The following is a 16,148-nucleotide window of genomic DNA, read 5'->3' as shown; positions in this document are numbered from 1 at the left end:
GCGGGCGGGCTCAGCCGAAGAGGGCCGAGACCGATTCCCCGTTGTGGATCCGGCGCATGGCCTCGGCCAGGGCGGGAGCCACCGAGAGGACCTGGAGTTTCCCGACCCGCTTCGCGGCCGGAATGGGGACCGTGTTGGTGCAGACGATCTCCAACACGCCGTCCTGCTCGCTGAGCCGCCGCAGCGCGTCGCCGGAGAACAGGCCGTGCGTGCAGGCCAGCCGGATCGAGCGCACCTTCAGGCCACGCAGGTGCTCCATCAGCTCGACCACCGTGCTGCCCTTGGCGATCTCGTCGTCCAGCACGATGACGTCCCGATCGGCGACCTCGCCGATCACCGCGCTGATCTTGACCAGGTCGTCGCTGAACCGCTGCTTCGCACCGGCCGCCACCGGCGTGCCGAGCAGCCGGGCGAAGGCGGCGGCCTCCTTGGCGTTGCCCAGATCGGGCGAGACCACCACGGTGTTGCTGAGGTCGTAGCGCCGGAAGTGGGTGGCCAACTCGCGCAGCGCGTGCAGATGATCCACCGGGACGCTGAAGAAGCCGTGCACCTGCGGCGAGTGCAGGGTCATCGCGAGCACCCGGTCCGCCCCCGCCGAGGTGAGCAGGTCGGCGACGAGCCGGGCGCCGATCGAGATCCGCGGCGCGTCCTTCTTGTCCGAGCGGGCGTACGCGTAGTGCGGCAGCACCACAGTGATCCGGCCGGCGGACGCGCCCCGCGCCGCGTCGATCATCAACAACAGCTCGACGAGGTTCTCCTGCACCGGGGGCACCAGCGGCTGGATCAGGAAGACGTCCCGCTCCCGGCAGTTGGCCTGCAACTGCACTTCCAGGCAGTCGTTGGCGAACCGGGAGACCCGCACCGGATGCAGCGGCACCCCCAGGTGGGCGCAGATCTCGGCAGCCAGGTCGGGATGGGCGGTTCCACTGAAAACGGCGATGTCGCGCACGTTCGCACATCGTAGGCGACGAGGAGGCCAACGTGACGGCGGTCGCTCCGCGCCGCCGCTTTGGGTACGGTGCTGCCGTGACCCCCGAGTACGTCGCCGCCATCGACCAGGGCACCACCTCCTCGCGGTGCATCGTCTTCGACTCCACCGACGCGGCCGGGCTCGCTGCGCGATCCGAGAGGATGACGAGATGCCGTACCTGGTCCTGACGATCATGGCGAGCCTCGGTCTGGCCGGCATGGCGTACGCGGCCGTCCGTTTCTGGCGGGACCTCGGCCTGCTGCGGCGGGGCGTCCGGGTGCCGGGCGAGGTGGTGGAGCTCCGTCCGGTCACCTTCGGCCACGGCCCGCGCACCTACTACCCCGTCGTTCGGTACCAGACCGTCGACCGTTCCGTGGTCACCGCGACGCCGGGGCGTTGGCGGCAGACCCCGCTGTCGACGGCGCCCGGGCCGGTCACCGTGGTGCACGAGCCCTCCCGTCCGACCCGGATCCTGGTCGAGTCGCCGGCTCTGGGGGGAACGTCCTCAGTGGTCGTGCCGTTCGTCTCGCTGTTCGGCGTGAGCGCGACCGTGCTGGCCGTCGGCATCGTGGTCTTCTCGGTCCTGAGCTGATCCGCCCTCCACAGTGGTTGGCCGCGGTGGGTACCGTCGGCCGCGCAGGCAGACGACAGCGGGAGGGGCACGATGACCGGGCCGATCGGCACCACACCAACTCCGGACGTGATGGCGCAGCTAACGGCGCGGATGCGGGAGCAGTTGGGCCGCGGCGAGGAGCTGCGCGGCCGGTTGACCGGCCTGACCGGTCACGCGGAGAGCGAGAACGGGTTGGTGCGGGTCACCTGCACGGCCGAGGATCCCGCCCAGGAGCTGCACATCGATCCGCGGGCGCTGCGCATGCCCGCAGCCGAGCTGGCGGAGCTGATCTCCGGCCTCCTTCGGGCGGCGCGGGCCGACCTCCAGCGGGCCACCGCCGAGGTGATGCGCGAGTTCGGTGGTCCGGCCGGGCCCGCGGCGGTCCTGCACGACCCGGCGGCGGCGCAGGCCAAGCTGGCGCAGCTCAACGACATGGTCAGCGGGCCGATCCGGGAGAGCACGGAGATGTTGGAACGCCTGCGGCGTCAACTGGGGGTCTGACCCGAGCCGGCCCGAAGCGGGTCAGCGGCCCTGCCGCGCCCGCTTCGCGGCCGCCCGCACGAACACGACGGCGAGCGCCACCATCACCGCCAACAGGACCGAGCCCACCATCAGCGGGGCGATGAGCCAACTCATCAGGTTGACGGTGGCCCGCTCGCCGTTGGCCCAGCCGTCGACCTGCTCCCCCGCGCGCGGGGAGCCGCCGCCCACCGGGCCGGTGACCACCCGGCCGTCGGCCATGCTCCAGGTGCCGCGGCACCGCTCGGTCGCCTTCGGACCGCCGAGGTCGCACGACTCGACCTGGATGCTCACCCGCTCGGCGCCGATCAGGTTGCGGCCGAGGCCGACGGGCAACACCAGGAGGACCAGGACCATGAGGATCGGCACCAGGATCCGCTGCCAGCGCGGCCGGCGGGCCATCCGGGTCACGTAGTCATCGGGGGGCGTCGACGCGGACCGTCCGGATGCCATGGGTCGCAGGCTACCAGCGACGGGCACCCCCGCCCATCCATGATCCTGTTAGGCTGTCCGCGCTCCGGCACCATGAACATCGATCACGTACACGGGGAGAGTCGATGATCGAGGTTGATCCGCCGGCGATCCGTGCGCTCGGCGACACGATCGAACGTCAGGTCGGGCCGCCCCTGGACGCCTGCGCCGAGCTGCTGACGTCCGCCCGCGCCATCGAACACAGCAACTTCACCTCGGTGGTGCCGCAACTCGCGGTCGCCTACGTCGGCGCCGTCGAGTTCGTCGAGGAGCAACTGCGCACCAAGCGCGAGCATCTCACCGAGGTCCGGTCCCGGTTGGTCCGCACCGCGGACAACTGGGAGGCCGCGGAGACCGCCAGCACCATCGTCCCCCGCTGAAGACGCCGGAGACCGACATGGCAGACCCTACCTACCCCGCGGCAGCCGCGAAGATCGCGCTGGTGGAGATCAGCCTGGCCGCCGCGGTCATCCCCGCCGCCTGGCCCATCGCCCAGATCGTCTACTTCAACCAGTGCGACCCAGAGACGATCATGCGCAAGGGCGGCGACTGGCTCGCCATGTACGACCAACTCGGCACCGCCCACGACAACCTCGACGACGCCGTCGCGACCCTGACACCGGCCCAGTGGAGCGGCCAGGACCGCGACGCGTTCGGGGTGCACATCAACGCCTACGGCGCGCAGGTCGTCGGCACCCAGGTGCTGGCGATCACCGTGGGCGTCACCATGCTCTGCGTCGGCGCCGCCCTGCTCTGCCTCGTCGTGGCGTACGCGGTGGTGTCCACCATCCTGGCGGTCTTCGCCACCTTCATCGCGGCGGCCTCGGCGACCGTCGTCGGAGCGCCCGCCGCGGCGTCCGCCGAGGCGACGGCGACCTCGTTCGCCGCCTCGGCGCTCAGCTTCCTGAAGGGGATCGAGGCGATGGCCGAGGCGATCGCCACCGGCGGAGCGGCGGCCATCGCGGGCGCCGCCTCGTTCGACGTCGGCACCCAGCTCGGCACCGGCGACACCGAGGTGCTCAAGGATCTGGTCCAGGCCACCGTCGACGGGCTCGACAACGTGGCCGCCGGGTTCCTGTCGAAGTGGGAGCGCGACTTCGTCGGCTACGGCATCCACAGCGGCGCCCGGCACGCCGTGGGTTCACCGACCGGGCCGGGCTACCTCATCTACGGCGGTGGGACCCAGGTCGCGCCGGCCGGTTCGGACGGCGACGGGGACACCGTCTGGGGCACCTCGGGCGTGGTGGACAACCTGTGGGCACGGCTGTTCGGGGGCGACGCCTGGAACCACTGAGCGAGCCGGGACGACACCCGTCCCGGCGCCGCGTTCACTCCCAGCGGTTGCCGGTGAGCTTCTCGTAGACCTCGACGTAGCGGGCGCGGGTCGCCTCGACGACCTCGGCGGGCACGTCCGGCGCCGGAGGCAGCTTGTTCCAACCGCTGCCGGTGGCCCAGTCCCGGACGTACTGCTTGTCGTAGGAGAACTGCACCCGGCCCGGCTGGTACGACTCGGCCGGCCAGAACCGCGACGAGTCGGAGGTGAGCAGCTCGTCGGCGAGCACCAGGGTGCCGTCCGGCGCCCAGCCCAGCTCGATCTTGGTGTCGGCGACCAGGATGCCCCGGTCGGCGGCCAGCTCGGCGCCACGCCGGTAGACGTCGATGGTGATCTGTCGCAGCCGCTCGGCGGTCGCCTCGCCCACCTTGTCCACCACGTCGGTGTACGTGATCGGCTCGTCGTGCTCGCCCGCCGGCGCCTTGCTCGACGGCGTGAAGATCGGCTCGGGCAGGATCGACGCCTCGCCGAGCCCGCGCGGCAGCGGTACGCCGGAGACCGCGCCGGTGCGCTCGTACTCCCGCAGGCCGCCGCCGGTGAGGTAACCCCGGGCGACGCACTCGACCGGGACCATGTCCAGCCGCTGGCAGCGGATGGCCCGCCCGGCGAACTCGGCCGGCACGTCGGTGGCCGAGATGACGTGGTTCGGCACCAGGTCGGCGAGCTGCTCGAACCACCACAGCGAGAGGGCGGTGAGCAGTCGACCCTTGTCCGGGATCGGTGTCGGGAGGGCCACGTCGTAGATCGAGATGCGGTCCGACGCGACCAGGATCAGGTCGTCGCCGTCGGCGTACACGTCCCGGACCTTGCCCGAGTGCAGAAGTTCCACGCGCCCTAGTACACCACGCGGCGACGCCGGGCCCGTTCCGGCACCCGTACCGCCCTCGGGCTGCCGGGTGACCGGACGGACGTTGACACCCTCCTGCGCCGCCTGCGTGAATGGTCCGACCCGTCCGTACGTGCCAGGAGACCCCGTGCCCGTTGTCCGTCCCCCGATCGCCCGTTTCGGCGCCGACCCGGGCCGACGTCGAGTGCTCACCGCGCTGCTCGGCGCTCCCCTGCTGGCCACCGGTGGGCTGGCCGGATGCAGCGATGGCGCCGACACCTCAACCCAGGACGGGCCGATCGAGCTGTCGGTCTTCTGGTGGGGCGGGACGAAGCGGGCCGAGTTGACGGAAAAGGTCCTTCGGCTGTATTCGCAGCGCAACCCGCGGGTCAGCTTCCGGATCACCTGGCAGGGCGCCGACGGTTACTACGAGCGGCTGGCCACCCAGGCGGCCGGCGGCAACGTTCCGGACCTGATCCAGCTCGACGACGCCATGCTGACCGAGTACACCGAACGCCAGATCGCCCTCGACCTCACCGAAGCGACCGCCGATCACCGGTTGGACCTGCGTGGCCTGCCGGAGGGTCTGATCCGCTACGGCACCGTGGACGGGCGGACGATGGCGGTGGCCGCCGGGCAGACTCTCGCGGCCGTGGTCTTCAACCGTGACCTGCTGCGCGAGCTGCGGGTGCCCGAGCCGCGCGGCGGGATGTCCTGGGTGGACTACCTCGCCTGGGCGCAGCAGGTCACCGAGGCGAGCGACGGCCAGGTGGCCGGCACGATGGACGCGTCCGGCGACTACCGCGCCCTCTGGCTCTGGCTACGGTCCCAGGGCGGCGAGTTCTACCGCGGGCGGCAGCTCGGCTTTGGCGCCGAGGAGCTGATCGCCTGGTTCGAGCTGTGGCAGCGCGCCCGCACCGGGCGGGCCACGCCGGGCGCGGCCCTCGTCGACCAGGCCGACAGCGGGGAGCCGGCCCGGCAGTTGGTGGTCACCGGGTTGACCGCCGCGTCCTTCGCCTGGTCCCACCAGCTGCCGGAGCTGCAACGACTCACCGATTCCGAGCTGGGTGTGGTGGGCTTCCCCGGCCCCCCGGGCGCCCAGTGGGCGCGGGCGTCGATGTACTGGGCGGGGTTCCGGGGCACCCGCCACGCGGACACGGTGGCTGACGTGATCAACTTCCTGACCACGAACGGGGAGGCGGGCACCGTCCTCGGCCACGAGCGGGGCCTCAACGCCAGCCTCGCCGTCCGCCGCTACACCGAGGGCAGCATCACCGACCCGGCTCAGCAGCGCGCCGCCGCGTTCGGTGCCAGCATCGCCGACCAGCTGGGGCCGGCCCCCGCGCCACCGCCGAAGGGCCATCCCAAGGTGCGTTCCCTGCTGGTCACCGCAGCGGAGAGCCTCCGCGCCCGGCGTGCCGGCACGCGGGCGGCGACCTCACGTTTCCTCGCCCAGGCCAACGCCGCCCTGGCGGCCTGACCCACCGGCGGCCCACCGCCGCCAGCCACGCCCGCCGTCCGCCCCGGCCGGCCGCCGTCGACCGGTGGTCGTCGGCGGCCGGCCGGATGGGCCACGGTCAGCGCGGGGGGCCACCGCGTCGGCTGCGCGTCAGACGCAGCACCAGGAACACGATGATCGCCACCACCACGAGGCAGCAGAGCAGACCGAGGAAACCGAAGCCGCCGCCACGGGAGCGCCGCCGGGCGGCCTCCACCACCAACTCGCCGGTCCCCGTGGACGCCCAGGCCGCGACCGGCACGAAGACCGCCAGGACGACCGCACCGAGGACCGCGCTGAGCCGGCCCCACCACTTCCCGAATGAAGACATGCGCCCATCCTCGCCGAACGACGCAACCTCAGCACGTCGGTCCACGCCGAATTCACGCCGTTCGGGCGACCGGAGCAGGCCCGCCGCCCTTCTGCACCCTGCCCCTTGTCGGCAGCGCCCACCGGCCGACCCCCCACGCGCACCGCACCCGGCCGGGAAACAGAAAACCCGGCCCCATCATCTGGGACCGGGTTCCGGTGTGCACTTTCCGTGGTAGCGGGGACAGGATTTGAACCTGCGACCTCTGGGTTATGAGCCCAGCGAGCTACCGAGCTGCTCCACCCCGCGTCGACTGGTTAACCCTAACCCATCCGCCCCGACGATGATCAGCGGGGGCCTCGGCGGCCCGGGACACGGGTCCCGGAGATGGCGAAAGCCCGCCTCCGGAGATCCGGAGACGGGCTTTCAGTCGTAGCGGGGACAGGATTTGAACCTGCGACCTCTGGGTTATGAGCCCAGCGAGCTACCGAGCTGCTCCACCCCGCGTCGGCTCGTTAACCGTAGCGCACCGACCCCGGGCACCGCAAAACGACTCCGATACCGCCGTCAGCCGAGCCATTTCTCGATCGCCGCCACCGCCCGCCGGCTGTCGGCGTCGACCTGCGCGCGCTCGGCGGCGGTGTACTCCCAACCCTGCTCCCAGAGCACCGTCACCACGTCGTCGACCCGGACCGCCCGGACCAGTCGCACCTCGTACGCGCCCGGATCGCCCATGCCCTGCGGGTACGGGGCCCGCAGCTCGAACAGCACCGACTCGTCGCCGTACGCCCCCGGGTCCAGCAGTCGCTGCCGCCAGGTCCTGGTGTCGTCGGGCATCCGCTGCTCCGGGCAGGCGCGGACGGCCTGCCGCAGCTCCCGCAGCGCGTCGTCGGCGCGGCCGGAACGGTAGATCGTGATGCTGTGCCGGTAACTGCCGTCCGGCACGCTCCCCGTCGGGGTCTCCGGTCGCTTGTAGGCCATCGACCGGGCGCGGCGCTGCACCACGGCCGAGTCGCTGGGATACCGGGTCCCGCACAGCGCCGGCAGGACCGGGCCCGGCGCGGTCGATTCCAGGCCCGTCCGGTTGGCGGCCGCCAGGACGAAGAAGGCGCGGTCCGGGATCGAGGTCGGTGGGTGGGCGGTCGCCGCGCCGGTGGGCTCGGCCGAGGGCGTACCGCTCGGCGTGGCGCGCGACGGCGTCGGGGACGAGGGCGCCGTGGATGCCGACGGCGGCGCGGACGGCGACGGGGAGGGTGGAAGAGCCGACCCGGTGGGCAGCTGGGAGGCCGGCGTGCCGGCCGGTGGTGGCAGCGGCGCGGACCCGTCGGCGGAGAACGCCAGCCGCCCCCCGACGGCCACCCCGCCGAGCAGCACCGCCACCGCCAGCGCACTGCCGGCCACCCGGACCCGGGCCCGCCGGTCGGCGTGCCGACGGACCAGCTCGGGGTGGGCCACCTCGACACCGTCGGCCACGACGGTGAGCGACCGGTACAGGTCGGAGAGTTCAGCTGACATCGTTCGCCTCCAGCTCCTCGATGTGGACGTCGGGCAGCAGTCCGCCGGGCGGTGCTGCGGTAGAACTCGTCGAAGCTCTGTGCGTCCCTCACGCCTGCCCCCTTGTCCGCGCCCCGTTGCATCAAGGACGGCGGGAGGCGGTCGTGGGTTGCGGTTCAGCGGGACAAAGCGTGTCGGAGAGGCGACAGGCCGGCATAACGTACGGACGCGACGGAGCCCCCGCCGCCAGGACCGGACAGGTCCGACGACGAGGGCTCCGTGGTGCTCCTCGGGCGGCCGGTCAGCCGCCCGTGCCGGCGCTCGGGGTGGCGGTCGGCGCCGGCGACGCACCGCCGCTCGGCGCGCCGGTCGGGTTGGCGCCCTGCTGCGCCTGCTGGAACGCGGTGAGCGCCTCGTCCAACGCCTTGAGCGCGCGACCGTACCGCTCGAAGTCGCCGGAGGTCTGCGCGGCGCGAACCTCGGTGATGGCGGCCTGCACCCGGTCCGCGGCGGTGGCCAGCTCGCCGGCCGGCGGCGGAGTCGTGCTGCCCGGCGTCGGCGTCGCGCTCGGCGACGGGTTGGTCGGGTTACCACCCGTGGTCGGCGGCGGCGAGGTGCCCTGCCCGGCCTTTTTACCCTGCTCGACCAACTGCTTGATGCCGTCGTTGATGTTGTCGGCGAGCGCCACGAACGAGCCGCCGTCACCGTAGGAGAGCAGCACCTTCTGCAACAGCGGGTACGCGTCCTGCTGGTTGCTCTTCACGTAGACCGGCTCGACGTAGAGCATGCCGTCGGCGAAGGGCAGCGAGAGCAGGTTGCCGTACTGCACCTGCGCCTGGTTGCTGGAGAGCAGGTTGAGCTGCTGGCGGATGTTCGCGTTGTTGGTCATCTGCTGGTGCACCTGCACCGGCCCGGAGATCCGGGTCTGGTCCGGCAGCTCCAGCACCTCCAGCCGCGGCTTCCCGTCGACGTACGACCCGGAGATCAGCGCGGCCAGGTTCTGCCGGCCGTTCGGGGTGACCGCCGAGGTGAGCTGGAACCGCGGACCCTCCTGCCCCGGGAACTGGGTGAACAGGTAGTACGGCGGCTGCTTCTGGCCGCTGTCCGGCGCGTCCGGCACGTTCGGCACCTGCCAGAAGTCCTGCGCGGAGTAGAAGTCACCCGGGTTGGTCACGTGGAACTTGGTGAGCAGGTTGCGCTGCACCTTGAACATGTCCGCCGGGTAGCGCAGATGCTCCGTCAGCTCGACCGGGATGTCCGCCTTCGGCTTGATCAGGTCCCCGCCGAACGCCTTGTTCCACGCCTTGAGCACCGGGTCGGTGTCGTCGTACTCGTAGAGCGTCACGGTGCCGTCGTACGCGTCGACGGTGGCCTTCACCGAGTTGCGCATGTAGTTGACGTTCTCCCGGGCCAGCTGGAAGGTGCCCCGGTTGGTCAGCTCGTCGGTCGTCTCGACCTGGAGGTTGACCCGCTCGGCGTACGGGTAGGTCGCCGCCGTCGTGTAGCCGTCGACGATCCACTGCACCCGGCCGTCGACCACCGCCGGGTACGGGTCGCCGTCCAGGGTGAGGAAGGGCGCGACCTTCTCCACCCGGTCCCGCGGGTTGCGCACGTACAGCAGCTTGGAGTCCTTGTTGACCGCCTCGGAGAGCAGGAAGTTCGACTCCTGCTCCTTGATGGCGTACAGCAGCCGCCGGGTGAAGGAGCCGATCTTGACGCCGCCCTCGCCGGTGTAGGTGTAGGACTCGCCGCCGCCCTCACCGACCGGCCTGTCGAACTCGGCCTTCTTGTTCGGGTCGGACTGCCCCACGATCGCGTAGTCGTCGGGTGCCATCCGCTCGCCGTAGTAGATACGGGGCTGCTTGGCCGGGATCTGCTCGGTCTGCGAGGAGCACGCCTCCTGCGTCCGCTCGCCGAGGAAGCCCGAGACGAAGAACGGCTGCCCGCCGCACACCACCTGGTTCGCCGGGGCGGCCACCAGGCCGTACCCGTGGGTGTAGACGGTGTGCCGGTTGATCCAGGTGTTCTGCTGGTCGGTCAGCTCGCCGTAGTTGATCTCCCGGACGCCGACGACGTAGTCGGAGGTCTTGCCGTTCACCCCGTACCGGTCGATGTCCAGCTTGGGGCCGAAGTCGTAGAAGCCCCGCACCTGCTGGAGCTGGGTGTACGTCTCGCTGACCAGCTGCGGGTCGAGCAGCCGCACGTTCGACACGACGGACGTGTCGGTGGCCAGGTTCGCCGGTGGCTTGAGGTTGCTCGCCGCGTACGCGGTGGTGTCGGTGGCGCCCAGCCCGAACGCCGCCCGCGTCGCGTCGATGCTGCGCTGGATGTACGGCGCCTCCTTGTCCTTGGCGCTCGGCTTCACCTCGAAGGTCTGCACCGCCCAGGGGTAGATGCCGCCGATCGCCACGGCGGAGACGCCGAGCAGAGCGAGCGAGATGCCCGGCCACACCAGGTTCCGCATCCAGGCGTTGGAGAACACGATGATCGCGATCGCCACGACGATCGAGATGTACGCCAGGATCTCCTTCGCCGGCAGCAACGCGTTGACGTCGGCGTAGCCGGCGCCGTACAACTTGGCGCCCTCGTTGTACTCCAGCAGCATCGCCCGGCGGTCCAGCACGTACGCCAGGGCCTTGAGCAGCACGAACACCGCGACCAGGGTGCTCAGGTGAGCGCGGGCCGCGTTGCTCATCCGGTCGCCGATGCCCTGCAGGCGGACCCCGCCGAAGAGGTAGTGCACCGCCAGCGCGCCGATCAGGGCCAGCACCACGGCGGTGAAGCCGACACCGAGCAGGTAGCGCCAGAACGGCAGCTGGAAGACGTAGAAGCCGATGTCCACCCCGAACTCCGGGTCCTTGACCCCGAAGTCACCACCGTTGCGAAAGAGCAGCCACTGGTTCCACCGGCTCTGCGCGGACAGGCCGGCGAAGAGCCCGACCACGGCGGCGGTCAGCGCGATCCAGGTGCCGAGGCGCGGGCTGAGCACCATCCGGTAACGCTCCAGGGTGGCCTGCTCCACCGAGTGCGGCCGCAGCCGCGGACGCAGCCGGTGGGCCAGCCACAGGTTGCCGCCGACGACCAGCGCCATGCCGAGCCCGATGACGAGGAACAGCATCAGCCGGGTGACCAGCACACCGGTGAAGACCTCGGTGTAGCGGACCTCGTCGAACCAGAGCCAGTCCGTCCAGGCCTGGACACCCCAGCCGAGCAGGGTGAAGAGCACGAACACCCCGACCAGGACAGCGATGGTGACGCGGCCGCGCCGGCTCATCCTCGGCAGGGGGCTGCTGCTACGCATTACCACGGTTGGCTCCGCACGCTCGATGTGATCGGCTCCGATCAGGCACCCAGAGTACGGGGTGTTTCTGAACGTGTCGGGGCACGGTCACACCGGTCAGCAGCGGGTCGGCTGACCACCCGCGCGCAACGTCTCCAGAGCGGTAAGCGCCTCGTCCAGCGAGCCCACCTTCAGCAACGGCAGGTCGGGCTGCGGATTGCGGACCGCCTCGGCGCAGTTGTCCGCCGGCACCAGGAAGACCTTGGCCCCCGCACGCTTCGCGCCCACCAGCTTCTGGGCGATCCCGCCGATCGGGCCGACCGTGCCCTCGTCGTCGATGGTGCCGGTGCCCGCGATGACCTTTCCGCCGGTGAGGTCGGCCGGCGTCAGCTTGTCCACGATGCCCAGCGCGAACATCAGGCCGGCGCTCGGGCCACCAATGTCCCCCAGGTCGATGCCGAGCGTGAACGGATGCGGCTGCTGCTGGTCGATCTCGACGCCGATCCGCGGCCGGCCGTCCTGCTCGCGGCTCGTCACCGTCGCGGTGGACGCCGTGCCGTCGCGCGTGTAACCGATGCTCAGGGCCGTACCGGCCGGCTTGGCCCGGATCAGCTCGGTGACCTTGGCGGCCACCGGCACCGGCTTACCGTCGACCGAGGTGACCACGTCGCCGACCCGGAGCGCGCCGGCGGACGGGCCGTCCGCGGCCACCGTCTTGATCACCACCTGCACGGGGAAGCCCAGCTCACGCAGCGCGGCGGTCTCGGCGCTGGTCTGCGACACCTTGAAGTCCTCGGCGTTGCGCTGCTCGACCTGCTCCGTCGACTCCCCCGGCGGGTAGACCAGCTCGCGCGGCACCACGGCCTCGTCGTGGGAGAACCAGCCGGCGATCGCCGAGCGGAGCCGCACCGTGGGCTGCACCCCCACCGTCGTCAGCCGGAGCTGGCCGGCGGAGGTGGAGGTCTCCCGGCCGGTGACCTGGATGACCTCCTTACCGTCGGCCGTGCCGAGGGTGTTGACCGTCGGGCCCGGGCCGAGCACCACGTACGGGATCGGCACCCGGAGCACCCCGATGCTCAGCAGGGCGGTGAACAGGGCACCGAGCAGGACCGTCAGGCCACGACGTCTCATGCGCCAGAGCGTACCGATTGCTCCGGGCCCACCCGACGGATGCGCCGCGCGACTTCGCCCTCAGCGCAACGCCAGCGGCGGCTACCTGGGGCGCGGCCCGCGTACCGTAGACGTCGTGCCTGATATTCCGTTCGGTTTCGCGCTCCCGGGTGGGCAACCACCAGACCCCAACGATCCCGCGCAGATGCAGCAGTTCATGTCGCAGTTGCAGCACCTGCTCTCCGCGCCGGGCAGCGGGCCGGTCAACTGGGACCTGGCCCGGCAGGTGGCGGCCAGCCAGCTCGCCGCCGCCGGCGACCCGGCGGTGTCGCCGTACGAGCGCAACGCGGTAGAGGAGGCGTTGCGCCTGGCCGACCTGTGGTTGGAGCCGGCCTCGTCCTGGCCGTCGGGCATCCAGTCCCCGGTCGCCTGGAACCGCAATGAGTGGATCTTCAAGACGCTCGACGTGTGGCGCAAGCTCTGCGACCCGGTGGCCAGCCGCATGGTCGGCGCGATGGGCGACCTGGTGCCGCCGGAGGCGCGCGCCCAGCTCGGCCCGATGCAGTCGATGGTGGCCACCCTCGGTGGCGCGCTCTTCGGCGGTCAGCTGGGGCAGGCCCTCGGCTCGCTCGCCGCGGAGGTGCTCTCCGCCGGTGACATCGGGCTGCCGCTCGGCCCGGCTGGCACGGCCGCGCTGATCCCGGCCAACATCCGCGCGTACGGCGAGGGCCTGGAGCTGCCCGAGGACGAGGTCCGCCTCTACGTGGCGCTGCGCGAGGCCGCCCACCAGCGGCTGTTCCAGCACGTCCCGTGGTTGCGCGGGCACGTGCTCAGCGCCGTGGAGATGTACGCCTCGGGCATCCGGGTCAACCGCGAGGCGATCGAGGAGGCGATGGGCCGGGTCGACCCGACCGACCCGGAGTCGATGCAGGCGATCGCCCTGGAAGGCATCTTCACCCCGGAGGACAGCCCGGCGCAGAAGGCCTCGCTGGCCCGGTTGGAGACCGCGCTGGCCCTGGTCGAGGGCTGGGTGTGCCACGTCGTGGACAGCGCGGCCAGTGACCGCCTGCCCAACGTCGTCCGGTTGGGCGAGGCGTTCCGCCGCCGCCGGGCCGCCGGCGGCCCCGCCGAGCAGACCTTCGCCGCGCTCGTCGGCCTGGAGCTGCGCCCGCGCCGGCTGCGCGAGGCGGCGGCCCTGTGGGCGGCACTCACCCAGCACCGCGGCATCGAAGGCCGGGACGCCGTCTGGGGCCACCCGGACCTGCTCCCGTCGGACGACGACTTCGCCGACCCGGTGGCCTTCGCGATGAACGACACGGACCTGAGCGAGCTGGACAGCTTCGACTTTACCGCGCCTGGTGGGGTGGAGGAGAAGGCCCCGGGCCAGTCCGACGACACCGAGGGCGACACCAACACCGACGGCGACACCAAGGCCTGACGCGAGCCCGGGTGCCCGCGCCACTGGGCGGCGGGCACCCGGCACGCGTCCGCGCCACCTCACCGTTGCGGCGGGACGAACGTTGCCGTTGCGGCGAACCTTGCCGGTGCGGCGGGACGAACGTTGCCGTTGCGGCGGAGCGGCTGATCGGGCGGGACGCAGGATTGCCTGGTCAGGCGGGGCGACCCGAGCCCGACAGCAGCGCGCGGGTGGCCTCCCAACCCTCGAAGGCCGGGTCCAGGGTGGCGAAGTCGGCCGGTCCTCGCTGGCGGCGCCAGCCGGCCGTGACGGCGACGTCCCCGGGCGCGGGAGCACCGGCTCGGGCGTCCGCCGGCGTCGCCGTGTCCAGGTCGAGCGGGGGCAACCACTCCGGCACGGGCAGTCGTACGGCCACTCCGAGCAGACCCGGCCCACCCCCCTCCACCGGCGCCACGGCGACCGACCGGGTGGTGAGCGGGCGCAGCAGCTTGCCGACGGTCAGCGCGGGCAGGTCGGGCACGTCAGCGCAGAGCACGGCCGCCTGGTCGTAGCCGTCCAACGCGGCGAACACTGCGTTCGGCGTCGGCTCGGCCACCTCGTGGACGGCGGTACCGGGCCAGACCAGCGCGTCCGCCAGTGGACGGTCGGCCGGGGTCACCGCGACGGCGACGTCCACCTCGTTGAGGGTGGCGACCAGGTCGACGACGTCCTCGGCGAGCGCCGCCCGCCACTGCACCCGGTCGATCCCGGGCGGCGACCAGCGCACCGGCCCGAGCATCACCACCACCACCCGCCGCGCCATGACCCGACCCTAACGCCCCGGCCCGCCCCCTCGCCCGGCGCGGCCAGCCCGCACGGCTGATGATCGGCACCAGGTCGGCGATGTTGCGCTGTCCTGTCGTGGAGATGCCCCCACCTCGCCGACCTGGTGCCGATCAAGGGCACGGGCAGGGTGCGATCAGGTGGGGACGGGGGCACAGGACGCGGCGGCGACGCCCTCAAGGTAGCCGCGGGCGCGCTCCGACTTGGGGTAGCGGCCGACCAGCGCCCAGAAGCGGGCGTTGTGGCTGGGCACGATGAGGTGCGTCAGCTCGTGCAGCAGCACGTAGTCGATCACCCAGTCGGGCATGTCCTGGACGCGGTGCGAGATGCGGATGCTGCGGTCGGCGGGCGTGCAGGAGCCCCAGCGGCCGTTCTGGTTGGTGACCCAGCGGACACTGGCGGGCACCGCCTTCGCGCCGTACCCGCCGAGGTATTGGTCGATCAGCCGGTTGGCCCGGGCGACCAGTTCGTCGTCCGAGCGGGCGAGCCGGCCCTCGCGGGCGGCGAGTCGCGCCAACATACGGTCGACCCACTCGCTCTCCTCGGCCCGGGAGAACTGGTCCGGGATGAGGACGACCACCCGCTCACCGTCACGGTACGCAGACACCGTGCGTCGCCGACGCTGGCTGCGCCGCACCTCGACGACCGGCTTACGCGTCCCCGCCATCACTGGCCCGCGCAGCCTCGGCTACGTGTCACGAAGGAAAGCTAATGCGTACTGACCAGGAGTCCGCAAGAGTCAACCGCACGACACGCGCCCAAAAAATGGTGTTTGGTCGCCCCGCGTCCCGAAAATTTCTTGGGCCGGTCGTCGCCGGGACGTCTCGTCACCCACCGTGTACGTCGACGGCGCGGCAGCGCGCGGGCTCCCTCCACCGTAGGTGATCACCGTGCTCGGCGCTGCCGCGGGGGCACTCGCACGGGTGGCTGTGAGGGTTTGGTCGGCGTGTCCCCGCCAAACTGACTTATCCGACCTAATTCGCCATGCACACTCTCGACGTCGACTTGCTCACAGGCCGATGCACAGCTGACATGGAACTGCCCAGACCTGGGTAGGGTCCGCGGACCAGCGGTCACGAGGGTGGCCGTGGAGTGAGACCCAGCGCCGGCGCCCCGTGTGGCCCGCCGCCGGGCACCCCGCCGGGACCGTATTGACCGGCGGACGAGACGAGGAGGGCTACCGTGGCCGACCAGGCCCAGACCTACAACGGTTACTGCGTGAAGTGCAAGGAGAAGCGGGACTTCGAGGGGCACGTCGAGGTCTCGAAGACCGGAATGAACATGGCCAAGGGCAAGTGTCCGGTTTGCGGCACAACAGTGAACCGGATTCTCGGCAAGGCCAAGGTCTGACCGTACGGATCGACGGGGGGGGGGGGGGGCCGGGGGGGGGGGGCCCCCCCCCCCCCCGGGGGGGGGCCCGCCCCCCCCCCCCCCCCGGCCCGCGGGGGGGGGGCCCCCCCCCAACCCCCCCCGGCCGGTGGTTAA

At 71.7% G+C, this 16,148-nt stretch carries 17 protein-coding genes and 2 tRNA genes; 8 read left to right on the top strand and 11 right to left on the bottom strand.

Translation table 11 applies throughout. From position 1 onward, the window contains the following. Positions 1-10 precede the first annotated feature (10 nt). Entirely contained in the window at positions 11-949 is a 939-nt protein-coding gene (locus ACFYPH_RS30020) for a ribose-phosphate pyrophosphokinase (protein WP_354861355.1), read from the bottom strand. A 77-nt stretch (positions 950-1,026) separates the two neighbouring features. Between ACFYPH_RS30020 and ACFYPH_RS30015 the strand changes: the two genes are divergently transcribed. The 3 genes from ACFYPH_RS30015 (at position 1,027) to ACFYPH_RS30005 (ending at position 2,084) form a co-directional block, all read left to right on the top strand. Beyond that, a complete protein-coding gene (locus tag ACFYPH_RS30015; RefSeq protein ID WP_355063682.1) occupies positions 1,027-1,158 on the top strand; it encodes a hypothetical protein in 132 nt (43 codons plus the stop codon). After that, the gene (locus ACFYPH_RS30010; protein WP_354861357.1) at positions 1,140-1,562 is read left to right on the top strand and encodes a DUF3592 domain-containing protein; all 423 of its coding nucleotides are present in this window, start codon (positions 1,140-1,142) and stop codon (positions 1,560-1,562) included. Before ACFYPH_RS30015 ends, ACFYPH_RS30010 begins: the two co-directional genes overlap by 19 nt. A 72-nt stretch (positions 1,563-1,634) precedes the next feature. Further along, entirely contained in the window at positions 1,635-2,084 is a 450-nt protein-coding gene (locus ACFYPH_RS30005; protein WP_354861359.1) for a YbaB/EbfC family nucleoid-associated protein, read from the top strand. A 21-nt stretch (positions 2,085-2,105) separates the two neighbouring features. Here ACFYPH_RS30005 and ACFYPH_RS30000 read toward each other — a convergent pair whose 3' ends face one another. Further along, a complete protein-coding gene (locus tag ACFYPH_RS30000) occupies positions 2,106-2,555 on the bottom strand; it encodes a hypothetical protein (protein ID WP_387186449.1) in 450 nt (149 codons plus the stop codon). Positions 2,556-2,659: 104 nt separating this feature from the next. Between ACFYPH_RS30000 and ACFYPH_RS29995 the strand changes: the two genes are divergently transcribed. After that, positions 2,660-2,953, top strand: a complete 294-nt coding sequence (locus ACFYPH_RS29995; protein ID WP_354861363.1) for a hypothetical protein — start codon at positions 2,660-2,662, stop codon at positions 2,951-2,953. 17 nt (positions 2,954-2,970) lie between these two features. Further along, entirely contained in the window at positions 2,971-3,867 is an 897-nt protein-coding gene (locus tag ACFYPH_RS29990; RefSeq protein ID WP_355063686.1) for a hypothetical protein, read from the top strand. Positions 3,868-3,901: 34 nt separating this feature from the next. Here the strand turns inward: ACFYPH_RS29990 and ACFYPH_RS29985 are convergent, their stop codons facing one another. Then, complete coding sequence (locus ACFYPH_RS29985; protein WP_354861367.1) at positions 3,902-4,735, bottom strand: phosphoribosylaminoimidazolesuccinocarboxamide synthase; 834 nt, start codon at positions 4,733-4,735, stop codon at positions 3,902-3,904. 145 nt (positions 4,736-4,880) lie between these two features. Here ACFYPH_RS29985 and ACFYPH_RS29980 point away from each other — a divergent pair, with 145 nt between their 5' ends. Then, entirely contained in the window at positions 4,881-6,212 is a 1,332-nt protein-coding gene (locus tag ACFYPH_RS29980; RefSeq protein ID WP_354861369.1) for an extracellular solute-binding protein, read from the top strand. Between the two features lie 97 nt (positions 6,213-6,309). On the opposite strand, the gene ACFYPH_RS29975 is transcribed toward ACFYPH_RS29980, so the two are convergent. From ACFYPH_RS29975 to ACFYPH_RS29950, 6 genes are all read right to left on the bottom strand, one after another. Next, the gene (locus ACFYPH_RS29975; protein WP_354862718.1) at positions 6,310-6,561 is read right to left on the bottom strand and encodes a hypothetical protein; all 252 of its coding nucleotides are present in this window, start codon (positions 6,559-6,561) and stop codon (positions 6,310-6,312) included. Positions 6,562-6,772: 211 nt separating this feature from the next. Then, positions 6,773-6,849, bottom strand: a tRNA-Met gene (locus ACFYPH_RS29970). 124 nt (positions 6,850-6,973) lie between these two features. After that, positions 6,974-7,047, bottom strand: a tRNA-Met gene (locus ACFYPH_RS29965). A 60-nt stretch (positions 7,048-7,107) separates the two neighbouring features. Then, positions 7,108-8,055, bottom strand: a complete 948-nt coding sequence (locus tag ACFYPH_RS29960; protein WP_387186446.1) for a hypothetical protein — start codon at positions 8,053-8,055, stop codon at positions 7,108-7,110. A 280-nt stretch (positions 8,056-8,335) separates the two neighbouring features. Beyond that, entirely contained in the window at positions 8,336-11,335 is a 3,000-nt protein-coding gene (locus ACFYPH_RS29955; protein WP_355063690.1) for a UPF0182 family protein, read from the bottom strand. Between the two features lie 96 nt (positions 11,336-11,431). Beyond that, complete coding sequence (locus tag ACFYPH_RS29950) at positions 11,432-12,445, bottom strand: PDZ domain-containing protein (protein WP_355063692.1); 1,014 nt, start codon at positions 12,443-12,445, stop codon at positions 11,432-11,434. 115 nt (positions 12,446-12,560) lie between these two features. On the opposite strand from ACFYPH_RS29950, the gene ACFYPH_RS29945 reads away from it, so the two are divergent. Then, the gene (locus ACFYPH_RS29945; protein ID WP_354862710.1) at positions 12,561-13,862 is read left to right on the top strand and encodes a zinc-dependent metalloprotease; all 1,302 of its coding nucleotides are present in this window, start codon (positions 12,561-12,563) and stop codon (positions 13,860-13,862) included. A 172-nt stretch (positions 13,863-14,034) separates the two neighbouring features. On the opposite strand, the gene ACFYPH_RS29940 is transcribed toward ACFYPH_RS29945, so the two are convergent. Together ACFYPH_RS29940 and ACFYPH_RS29935 are read right to left on the bottom strand one after the other, a co-directional pair. Next, positions 14,035-14,643, bottom strand: coding sequence for a hypothetical protein (locus tag ACFYPH_RS29940; RefSeq protein ID WP_387186443.1), 609 nt, complete (start codon positions 14,641-14,643; stop codon positions 14,035-14,037). A gap of 156 nt (positions 14,644-14,799) precedes the next feature. Continuing rightward, entirely contained in the window at positions 14,800-15,330 is a 531-nt protein-coding gene (locus ACFYPH_RS29935; protein ID WP_354862708.1) for a M48 family metallopeptidase, read from the bottom strand. 515 nt (positions 15,331-15,845) lie between these two features. Between ACFYPH_RS29935 and ACFYPH_RS29930 the strand changes: the two genes are divergently transcribed. Beyond that, positions 15,846-16,013 (top strand): DUF5679 domain-containing protein, encoded by a 168-nt coding sequence (locus ACFYPH_RS29930; protein ID WP_007464795.1) that lies wholly within the window; start codon positions 15,846-15,848, stop codon positions 16,011-16,013. The last annotated feature ends 135 nt before the right edge of the window (positions 16,014-16,148 follow it).

Origin of the sequence: Micromonospora sp. NPDC005252, from assembly GCF_042872475.1 — a bacterium.
Taxonomy (GTDB): domain Bacteria; phylum Actinomycetota; class Actinomycetes; order Mycobacteriales; family Micromonosporaceae; genus Micromonospora.
The sequence above is the reverse complement of the archived record's forward strand: the minus strand, read 5'-3'. Positions and strand labels throughout refer to the sequence as shown.

Excerpts from the sequence above, each read along its gene's own strand:
- ACFYPH_RS30010 (WP_354861357.1), top strand. The coding sequence starts at position 1,140 with ATGCCGTACCTGGTCCTGACGATCATGGCGAGCCTCGGTCTGGCCGGC.
- ACFYPH_RS30005 (WP_354861359.1), top strand. The coding sequence starts at position 1,635 with ATGACCGGGCCGATCGGCACCACACCAACTCCGGACGTGATGGCGCAG.
- ACFYPH_RS30000 (WP_387186449.1), bottom strand. The coding sequence starts at position 2,555 with ATGGCATCCGGACGGTCCGCGTCGACGCCCCCCGATGACTACGTGACC.
- ACFYPH_RS29995 (WP_354861363.1), top strand. The coding sequence starts at position 2,660 with ATGATCGAGGTTGATCCGCCGGCGATCCGTGCGCTCGGCGACACGATC.
- ACFYPH_RS29990 (WP_355063686.1), top strand. The coding sequence starts at position 2,971 with ATGGCAGACCCTACCTACCCCGCGGCAGCCGCGAAGATCGCGCTGGTG.
- ACFYPH_RS29975 (WP_354862718.1), bottom strand. The coding sequence starts at position 6,561 with ATGTCTTCATTCGGGAAGTGGTGGGGCCGGCTCAGCGCGGTCCTCGGT.
- ACFYPH_RS29960 (WP_387186446.1), bottom strand. The coding sequence starts at position 8,055 with ATGTCAGCTGAACTCTCCGACCTGTACCGGTCGCTCACCGTCGTGGCC.
- ACFYPH_RS29955 (WP_355063690.1), bottom strand. The coding sequence starts at position 11,335 with ATGCGTAGCAGCAGCCCCCTGCCGAGGATGAGCCGGCGCGGCCGCGTC.
- ACFYPH_RS29950 (WP_355063692.1), bottom strand. The coding sequence starts at position 12,445 with ATGAGACGTCGTGGCCTGACGGTCCTGCTCGGTGCCCTGTTCACCGCC.
- ACFYPH_RS29940 (WP_387186443.1), bottom strand. The coding sequence starts at position 14,643 with ATGGCGCGGCGGGTGGTGGTGGTGATGCTCGGGCCGGTGCGCTGGTCG.
- ACFYPH_RS29935 (WP_354862708.1), bottom strand. The coding sequence starts at position 15,330 with ATGGCGGGGACGCGTAAGCCGGTCGTCGAGGTGCGGCGCAGCCAGCGT.